The following is a 9,746-nucleotide window of genomic DNA, read 5'->3' as shown; positions in this document are numbered from 1 at the left end:
AAAAATTAGTGAGTGTATTGACAAAATCGTGCTTCCTTATCAACTTGGAAAAAAATTAAAAAGTGTCGATTTAGAAGATAAATCCAAAAAGAAAGTTAATATAGAAATCGACAGCAATCCTAATTCCAAAGATTACAAATTGGTATACTACGAAGTAGAAAGCTACCTTTTGGAAAATTGTCCTAGAATGAAAATTCTCATCGCTTCTAACGATGTTAAAAGCGATAAATCACACAGCAAAAATGACCTTGCTATGCAATTTTATCTCGCTGGTGTTAATGAAGGTGAAAAACAGAATTGGAAAGAAGCAATCAAGAATTACAAACTGGCTGTCAAAGAAGACCCAGATTTCGCTTTTGCTTGGGATAATATGGGAATTTGCTATCGACGGTTAAATAAATACGACGAAGCTATCGATGCCTACAAAAACTCGCTCAAAGCTGACCCAAAGGGAAAAATGCCTTTGCAAAATATACCAGTCGCCTACATTTACAAAAAAGAATACCAAAAGGCAATTGACGCATACAAAGAATTAGACAAGATCTATCCTGGTGATGCAGAAGTCTACTACGGAATTGGACAAATATCTTTCTTACATCTTAATGAAACAGAAAATAGTCTGGACTATCTTTGTAAAGCCTATACAATCTATAATGAAACCAAATCTCCTTATCGCTCTGACGCGGAAAAACTCATTGGCATGGTTTACCAAGAAATGAAGAAAGATGGAAAGGAGAAACGTTTTAAAGAAATATTAAAACAAAACAACATCCAATTCGAATAATAAGTCTTTGTTAATCATTTTAGAAATGACGAGTCCTATAATTATTCAACTTTTTTTGATAATTACATTTATCAAAATTGATTTGAGAGTTTTTATAACTTTTTTAATTATATTTGTTGAAACAAAAATTAATTATGAGAAAAGTCTTACTTCTTGCTTTATTTTCTGTACTATTTTCAAGCTTTCAATCTTGTAAAGATGAAAGTGGTCCAAGTGAATTACTTAACGGAAATTGGAGTATCATGAAAAGTACAACAGTCTATGCCAATGGTGTGACATTTACCAACACTCCAGATTCTTGTGAAGCATTGACTATTTATAATTTCACTTTAGATTACGTACTTAATACCTACTACTCGTACACAGACGCTAATGGAAATTGCGCCAATTATGAGAAAAACTCAACATATCATTATGATTTAGAGAATCAGAAATTAGATATTTATACGGATGGTAAGACTCAGAGCTATAAAGTTGAAAATTATGACGTACTACAAGAAAAATATGACTTGTTAGTAATCTACATTACTGAAAATGATTACGATGGAGATGGCGTTTTGGACAAAGACTATCTATATCTTGTAAGACCAAAATAATCAATAAATTATAGAAAACATATAAAAAAGCCTGATTGAATCAGGCTTTTTTTATATAGTTACTTTGCAATAATTGTAATATTTCTATTTCACACCATCAAAGTAAAAAAAATTCGGATTACTCCGAACTTTATTTTTTTCGCTTTGCTTTTGATTTAGTCTTTTGTTGAGCTCGATTAGCTCCGAATTTTTTAGGTGCTTTCCTTTTATGAGGACCACCCCAATTCTCTTTCTTATTTTTATCTTTTTTATCATGAAATGCTCCTCCTCCATCACCAAGTTTTACCGTATGAGCATTTTTCATTACTATTTCTTCCTTCTCAGAGCCAATTTTTTGAGGATTAATCTTCACAGATTCTGGAAAGCTTTCCATTGTCAGCTCCTTATTCATCAGAACTTCAATCTCTAAGATTTGCGGCTCTTCCTTCACCGTAAAAAACGAAATTGCCTTCCCGTCCTTATCGGCACGACCAGTTCTACCAATTCTGTGGATGTATTGCTCTGGAACTTCAGGAATTTCAAAATTAATCACATGAGTAATCTCAGAAATATCGAGACCTCTAGCCATAATATCTGTGGTGATAATACCTCTAACTTCTTCATCTTGAAACTTCTTCATTGCTCGAAGACGATAATTTTGAGATTTATTAGAGTGGATGACGTCGAATTGTTCTGGGAACAACTCATCTATCTTCGTAAAAAGATAATCAGAATGACGCTTATTATTACAGAATATCAACACCTTAGACAATTCATCTTCACGTTCCAAAAGATACTGAAGCAAATTAATCTTCGTATTAAAGTTCTCTACTCTATAAGCAGTCTGCTCAATCTTTTCAAGAGGCGTTCCTGACTTAGCAAGTGAAATTTCTATTGGGTGAGGAAAATACTCATGAAGCATTTCGTCAACAGCTTCGGTCATAGTCGCAGAAAACAAAATATTTTGTCTCTTTTCCTTCATCATTTCAAATATGTGCGTCAGCTGTGGGCGAAATCCAAGATTAAGCATCTCATCAAATTCGTCAATGACTAACTTCTGAACTTCTTTTAAAGAAATTGCATTGTCAATGGATAAGTCCATCACTCGACCTGGTGTACCTACCAAAATATCGCAACCATCGTTAAAAAGTAACTTCTGCGTATTAATATTTTTACCACCATAAACTCCAATAACCCTTGTTGTAAGATTTTCCGTCAATTTTTCTAAAATTCCAGCAACTTGAACTACCAGTTCCCTTGTTGGAACAAGAATCAAGACGGTAGGATTACCATTTTTATTATATTTCCAGGTTTTAAGAATCGGCAGTAGATAAGCCAAAGTCTTCCCAGTTCCTGTTTGTGCAATACCCATTACATCTCTACCAGAGAGAATTGGTCTCAAACTTTTTTCCTGAATTGGTGTCGGTTCAAAAAGTTCTAAATCTGCAAGAACATCTAACAATTTTTCTTGTAAATCGAAGTCGGCAAAGGTCTTTATCATTTTGCAAAGATATTTATTTTAAGTTGAAACAATTTTTGTAATTTTAAATAAAAAAATCGCATTGATTTCTTTCTTCACATCCTCATCCAAAAAGAAGCAATATCGTGACGTCTCCCTCGTCTTATCAGGAGGCGGTGCGAGAGGTTTTGGACATATTGGAGTGATCGAGGTTTTGGAAGAAAAAGGATTTCGAGTTAAGAGTATTGTTGGGACATCTATGGGGGCTGTCATTGGTGGCTTGTATGCCATGGGAGAACTTCAAAATTTCAAAAACTGGGTTGTTAACATCAAAAAATATCAAGCGTTTGACCTAATTGATATTTCTCTCAAAAGACGTGGATTACTCAAGGGAAATCGCGTTTTCGCAAAAATGAAAAAGCTTTTTCCCACAAAAAATATAGAAGACTTACCTATACCACTAACCATTACTGCAACCAAACTGTATGCGAAAGAAACTTTAGCCATCAATAAAGGTGATATCTATGACGCCATGAGATGTTCGGTCGCAATCCCAACCATCTTCTCTCCTGTTGAAATCGAAAATGACGTTTTGGTAGATGGAGGAATCCTCAACAATATCCCAATTGAATTTGCTAAAAAAAATAAAAATGAACTATTGATTGTCGTCGATGCCAATGCTTTTACAACTTGTAGTAATAGTAACAAATCAAAAAAAATGGCGTCATATTTCAGCGTGCTGACTCAGACCATCAGTGTATTGATTGAATCCAATACAAAAGATTCATTGATGAAAAACCCGCCAGATATCTTGATACAGCTGTCTCGTGATAATTGCGAAATATTTGATTTCTTTAAAGCTAAAAATCAAATAGATTATGGTAGGGAAATTGCTGAGAAAGTCATTAGTGATTTTTTAAACAAAACTTAAAAGCAGAAAAAAACCAAATAACATGAAAAGATTAGATTATTTATTAACCGAACCAGAAGTCTGGTACGATTTGGTAGGAAGATATCTTCCCATCAAAGTCGAGGGAACCAGAGGGAATCTGCAGCCTGATTTCGGTGAAGGATATTTCGAATACATTGAGTTACAGCCAGGATTATGGGTGCAAAAGATGGACTTCAAACTATATGAAGAACTTCAATTAGTCCGTGGCGCCACCAAGAGTAATGATTTTTTTCTCATTGATTTTTTCTTATTCCATACCGAGATTAATAGAAAAATTGACGACAAGAACTTCTCTATTGGATTCGATGATGTATGTCTTGTACTAACTTCATCAGCCGCCTCTTCAAGAATGGTAATGCCAGTGAACAAAAACCTGCAAATCATACATATTTTGTTTACGAAAAAGTGGTTATTCGAAAATGTTCTGATAGATAGAGAACATATTAGAGATTTTTTCCATTCTGACGAACCGATTTATTTTGCCGAAAACCTCAATTATAAAGTAAAGGATCTGTTGAAAAAAATTGATTTTCGAGATAACAAAATAACTACCTTCTCCAATGTACTCCAAATAATTGACTACCTTTACAATAATATAAAGGAACGCGACTCGATTTTCAATCATAATAATGGACAGATTCATCCTGATGATTTAGAAGCAATAATAACGGTTCGCAATTACCTCGACGAACACACCAATGCTGAAATTACATTAGAAATGCTAACCGAAATAGCTGGAATGAGTTTATCAAAATTCAAAAAACTTTTCAAGCAGATTTTCGGAACAACTCCTTACCAATATCATCTTTCTAATAAAATGAATAAATCAATGGAAGCTCTGATGTTAGGTAAATATAGCGTATCAGAAATTGGCTATTTGATGGGATACTCTAATCTAAGCCAGTTCTCAAAAGCCTTTAGAAACCAACATGGCATCCTGCCTAGCCAAGTGAAAGCAGTAAGCTAAATGATCTTCGGAAAAAATATTTTTAAAAACGTTAAAATCAAAACCTTAAAATGAAACTATACATAAAAACTAAATTTAATATTAACCTTAAAAAAAATGAACCATGAAAACCTATTTACTAATTTTAAGCATTGTTATGACAATCATTCTACAATCTTGCGCCAGCAACCAATCCAAAGGCGATGAAACAACCTTTTGGGTAGCTGGATACAAAACCGAAGCTTCTGCAGGAGCTGGAAAAGTTTCTACGCTCTTAATCAACAAGAGTGAAGATTATCACACTGGAGAATGGGAGAATTTTTACGCTCCAATCAAAGGTTTCACTTTTGAACCTGGAGTTCTTAAAAGAATCACCGTTACTCAAAAACAATTGGACGCATCGAAAGTCCCAGCTGATGCTTCTTCAATTGAATACACTTTAAAAAAAGAATTAAAAAAGATTGATGATAATTCGGCTTTTTTAAATGGGCAATGGATTTTGGTAAAAATCAACCAGCGTCCCATCAATAAAATGGCAGAAATCCCAACACTCAATATCCAATTGAGAGATAAAACATTTTCTGGTCTCGATGGTTGCAACAACCATTCGGGAGATATTACAGAATTGACTGACAAGAAAATCATCCTTGATTCGAAAGTCGCGACTATGAGAGCGTGTCTTGACAAAGGAAATCTCTCTAGTGAGTACAAACCTGCACTTGCTGAAGTAAGGTCTTACACTGTGACTAATAAAGAATTAAAACTCTATAACGAAAAAGGCGATAACACATTGATGTACATCAGAAAGTAAACACGAATTATTAATAAAAACTAAAAAACACCTCGAAATGAGGTGTTTTTTTTTCAAATATAGACCTTTTGGAGCAAAAATTTAACTTTTTTGGATAACCACTAATATATTACAACGATACCTTTGTAATAGAAATTTTAACCAAAAAATTTAGAAAATGAAAACACCGTTCGAATTAGCAACTGGTCGTTATGCTACAAAAAAATATGATACGACCAAAAAAGTATCAGAAGTTAAAATTGCTGAACTCAAAGAAGTATTAAGGCTAAGTCCTTCATCTATCAATATCCAACCTTGGAAATTCACTTTTGTGCAAGACCAAGAAATCAAATCAAGACTAGCCAGTGCTTCTCTCTTTAATGAGGAAAAAATCAATCAAGCTGATTTATTAATTGTATTTAGCTATCCCAGTGACTTAGATGCATTTCAAAAAATAGTTGACGAGAAACTGCCAGAATCAACTCGTGACGTTTATAATTCTGCAATAAGAGGTATGAACGAAGAGGAAATCAAAAACTGGTTTATCCGACAAGTATATTTAGCTTTAGGAATCGCCCTCAATACAAGCGCAGCTTTAGGACTAGACACGACTCCAATGGAAGGAATTGAGACAGGCAAGTATGCTCAAATTTTACACATGAAAAACTATCATCCAATCCTTGCTTTAGCCGTTGGACACGGAGACAAAGAGGATTACAATAGACCTCAGATAAAACCTAAGTCTAGACTAAAAATTGACGAAGTAGTCGAAGTTTTTTAGTACATTTGACAATAATAAAGATTTATGACTAACAATTATAACTACATAATTTCAAAAACCTCCATAAATAGAAGCAAAAAAGATATATTATTACAAAAAAACTTTTTGGAGTAATTTTTTAACCTTTTGGAGTATTTTTATTGAAGTAATTGTTATATCTTTAAACCATCAAATTCTTCATAGAATTTATTTTTTTTTCATCATTTGTGTTTTTTTTAGAACCGTTTCGCGTGAGCCAAACGGTTCTTTTTTTTGTTCCATTTCCATGAATTAACTTGTTTACCAATATCTTAAAGTAGCGTATCATCACCTCAAAAATACTTATGGAGGAAGAAAATATAGAATCATCTTTGATCAGCTCAAAACATTAAATCACAAGTCTTGTAACAAAACTATCATATTGGGTGTCTTATCTAAAAAAACACCTGAATGAGGATTACCCTAATCACCATCGCATTATTGTCGATGGTAATGGTATCGGCGCAAACTACCAAAAACGATACTGCAAAAACCCAGAAAAAAATAGATGAAGTCGTTGTTGTAGCCAAAAAACCTACGATTGAGAACAAAGCCGATAGAACAGTTTTCAATGTTGCCAATAGTTCGGTAATCGCTGGAAATACCACTTGGGATGTCTTACAGATGGCTCCTCTAGTTAGTATTGACAACAATGATAACATCAAAGCAGAAGGAGAATCTGTTGTCGTCTACATTAATGATAGAAAATCTGTCTTTACGGGAAAAGAACTCAAAGAATATCTAAAAACTCTTGCTGCAGAAAATCTTTTGAAGATCGAGGTCATCACAACTCCTTCTTCTCGATATGATTCGTCTGGACCTGTTATCAACATTGTTCTAAAAAAACTGGATAACGAAGGAACCAAAGGAAGCATCTCCATGTCCAACACCCAGAACCGAAAGAACTCCCAATATGCCAATCTTAATCTCAATTATCACAAAAAAGGACTTTCACAGAGTTTAACTGGAGGTTACTATAATGGAGATTATGTTTCTACTTACCGCAACGAAAATTATTTATACGCTAACCAATCAACTACTTTAATCGATGGCGAATCCAATTCGTCTTATTCTTCGCCGTCTTTTAGTTCAAGTACAGAGTATGAGTTGGATGAGAAAAATAATATTGGATTGGTTTTGGAATTTTATCAATCAAAGTCAACAGGAAATTCTGATATGACCTCTGAGAACTTTATCAATAATATTTCTCAAAGTTATTTTACTCAAAATCAAAACTCCAACGATACTTATCGCAATATGGGTGCTAACTTATTCTATAAGTATTACGATAAAATCAAAAACAAAATTTTAGATGTCAATTTGGTAGTTAACAATTTCAGTCAAGAAACTGAAAATTATTACCTCAGATATGACAATGTTAATTATTATGGGACAAAAATTATTGGAGATGATAAAGACCGTGATTATTCGATAAAAGTAGACTATTCCCAACCCATCGGAAAAGATGGAGGACAACTAGAAGCCGGAGGTAAAATCAACTTCAAAAACAACGAAATCCCCTATAATCTATTTTCTTATGATAGCAGTCAATGGGTATATTCGGATGGAAGCCCGGACCTTTTTAGATATCAAGAAAATTTCAGTTTTCTGTATGCCAACTATAGTCAAACTATTTTCAAGAAATTAGAGGCTAGATTGGGATTAAGGTTCGAAAATATGAATTATACCCAAACATTGGAAAACGACAACATACAACGATCAACATCGTATAATTCATGGCTCCCTAATATTTTGCTTAAATACAATTTCTCTGATAATTATAATTTGACGATGACGTACAATCATAATATTTGGAGACCTTATTATAGAGAATTCAGTCCATTTCTTTATCCAAGCGAAAGTGGGTACTATTATCGAGGAAACATGGACTTACAACCCAATCCAAGTGACCGATTTGGATTAAAACTCGGCATGTATAAAAAATATTTCTTCTCCGCTTCTTATCGTATTATTAACCATGACTACTGGAATACATATTTCATTGAGGATGGTAAAACGATTTCTGCGCCTGTTAATTTCGATGGAAGAGCCGAACGTTATACTTTTAGTTTTAACACCAATCAGACTTTCCTCAAAAACAAACTCAATGTCAATCTGAGTCTTAACTTAAATTATACAGACAACAGCGACTTTAATTCGAGAAACAACATTAACGCTGACAGCTATTTTACCAACATTACAGGTAGCACCAATATTTCTTATACCAATCTGTGGAACAAGAATATCAACATCAATGGTTGGGCTAATGCTTACACATCAAGCGATGGTAACTCCATTGGAAATAGGATGAATGTTTATCATGGGATTTCGGCGACCAAAATTTTTGCTAAAACTCAAATGGAAGCAACCATCAGACTTAATAACATCTTTGGGATTAATAGTTATGACCGAACAACCTATTCAGAAATTGGAACCTTCAGAAGCATCAGCCAATGGAATAGCAGAGGAATTTCCTTTGTATTTGTAAAAAGATTCGGAAACCAAAAAGTAAAAGACACTTCCAAATCCAATGTTGAAAAAGACGGTGGCGGTGGAAAATAATAGTAAAGAAACTACTTTCAATCAGGAAGTAGTTTTTTTGTTCTTTCTTTTATTTTAATTAAAATCCTTAAAATGAGTTTTTTATAAAAAATTACTAGATGCCAATCTTTTTTTTATAACTTTATAGAAAACTATTTACCGTGGAAATTCTTAACAATCCATCAACATGGGCTTCATTTTTTGCTCTTGTAATAATGGAAATTGTCTTGGGCATAGACAATATTGTATTTATCACTTTACAGACAGATAAATTGCCCGTAAATCAACAGAAAAAAGCGAGAATACTTGGGCTTGGGCTTGCGCTCATTATGAGGATTATTTTTCTACTTTCTATTTCTAAAATTCTTACCCTAACTCAACCGATCATTAACCTCGATGACATTTTTCACATTGGGGGAGTTTGGCATGATAGATTAGCTATATCTGGAAGAGATATTATTTTGCTTGCTGGAGGAATTTTTCTCATTTACAAAAGTGTTAAAGAAATTGAAGACAATGTTGCAGGAAAGAAAAAAGAAAATAAAAACGTAAAAGTATTGTCATTAACACAAACCGTTATACAAATCGGCTTACTGGACATTGTTTTTAGCATAGATTCCGTGATAACTGCTGTCGGAATGGCAGAACATGTCTCCGTAATGATCGCAGCGGTAATTGTAGCCATGATTATAATGATGTATTTCATTAATGAAGTCAGTAAGTTCATCAACAAACATTCCAGCATCAAATTGTTAGCACTGGCTTTTCTTTTACTCATCGGAATTTCTTTAGTTATGGAAAGCTTAGATCAACCAATTGATAAAGGTTACATCTATTTTGCAATGGCATTTGCTATATTTTTAGAATATATCAATCTTAAAGCTATTGATAACAAAAATT

General features: G+C 33.5%; 9 protein-coding genes. 8 read left to right on the top strand and 1 reads right to left on the bottom strand.

Annotation, left to right across the window (positions count from 1 at the left end):
• Both AC4AGG_RS13855 and AC4AGG_RS13850 read left to right on the top strand, forming a co-directional pair.
• Nucleotides 1-784 (top strand): tetratricopeptide repeat protein (locus tag AC4AGG_RS13855; RefSeq protein WP_489772605.1); only part of this gene is annotated, 784 nt, incomplete at its 5' end.
• A 134-nt stretch (nucleotides 785-918) separates the two neighbouring features.
• Nucleotides 919-1,380, top strand: coding sequence for a hypothetical protein (locus AC4AGG_RS13850; RefSeq protein WP_489772604.1), 462 nt, complete (start codon nucleotides 919-921; stop codon nucleotides 1,378-1,380).
• Nucleotides 1,381-1,510: 130 nt separating this feature from the next.
• Here the strand turns inward: AC4AGG_RS13850 and AC4AGG_RS13845 are convergent, their stop codons facing one another.
• The gene (locus AC4AGG_RS13845) at nucleotides 1,511-2,860 is read right to left on the bottom strand and encodes a DEAD/DEAH box helicase (RefSeq protein ID WP_489772603.1); all 1,350 of its coding nucleotides are present in this window, start codon (nucleotides 2,858-2,860) and stop codon (nucleotides 1,511-1,513) included.
• Between the two features lie 61 nt (nucleotides 2,861-2,921).
• On the opposite strand from AC4AGG_RS13845, the gene AC4AGG_RS13840 reads away from it, so the two are divergent.
• The 6 genes from AC4AGG_RS13840 to AC4AGG_RS13815 form a co-directional block, all read left to right on the top strand.
• Nucleotides 2,922-3,749, top strand: coding sequence for a patatin-like phospholipase family protein (locus tag AC4AGG_RS13840; protein ID WP_489772602.1), 828 nt, complete (start codon nucleotides 2,922-2,924; stop codon nucleotides 3,747-3,749).
• Between the two features lie 22 nt (nucleotides 3,750-3,771).
• Complete coding sequence (locus AC4AGG_RS13835) at nucleotides 3,772-4,737, top strand: helix-turn-helix transcriptional regulator (RefSeq protein ID WP_489772601.1); 966 nt, start codon at nucleotides 3,772-3,774, stop codon at nucleotides 4,735-4,737.
• 103 nt (nucleotides 4,738-4,840) lie between these two features.
• Nucleotides 4,841-5,527, top strand: a complete 687-nt coding sequence (locus AC4AGG_RS13830) for a DUF4377 domain-containing protein (protein WP_489772600.1) — start codon at nucleotides 4,841-4,843, stop codon at nucleotides 5,525-5,527.
• Between the two features lie 157 nt (nucleotides 5,528-5,684).
• Nucleotides 5,685-6,287 (top strand): NAD(P)H-dependent oxidoreductase, encoded by a 603-nt coding sequence (locus AC4AGG_RS13825; protein ID WP_489772599.1) that lies wholly within the window; start codon nucleotides 5,685-5,687, stop codon nucleotides 6,285-6,287.
• Between the two features lie 429 nt (nucleotides 6,288-6,716).
• Nucleotides 6,717-8,867: an outer membrane beta-barrel protein gene (locus AC4AGG_RS13820; RefSeq protein ID WP_489772598.1), complete on the top strand. Its 2,151-nt coding sequence runs from the start codon at nucleotides 6,717-6,719 to the stop codon at nucleotides 8,865-8,867.
• 140 nt (nucleotides 8,868-9,007) lie between these two features.
• A partial coding sequence (locus AC4AGG_RS13815; protein WP_489772597.1) for a TerC family protein occupies nucleotides 9,008-9,746 on the top strand: 739 nt, incomplete at its 3' end.

The sequence above is a fragment of the Chryseobacterium sp. CG10_8 genome (genome assembly GCF_058117085.1).
Note: the sequence above shows the minus strand (reverse complement) of the source record. Positions and strands in the feature narration are given on the sequence as shown.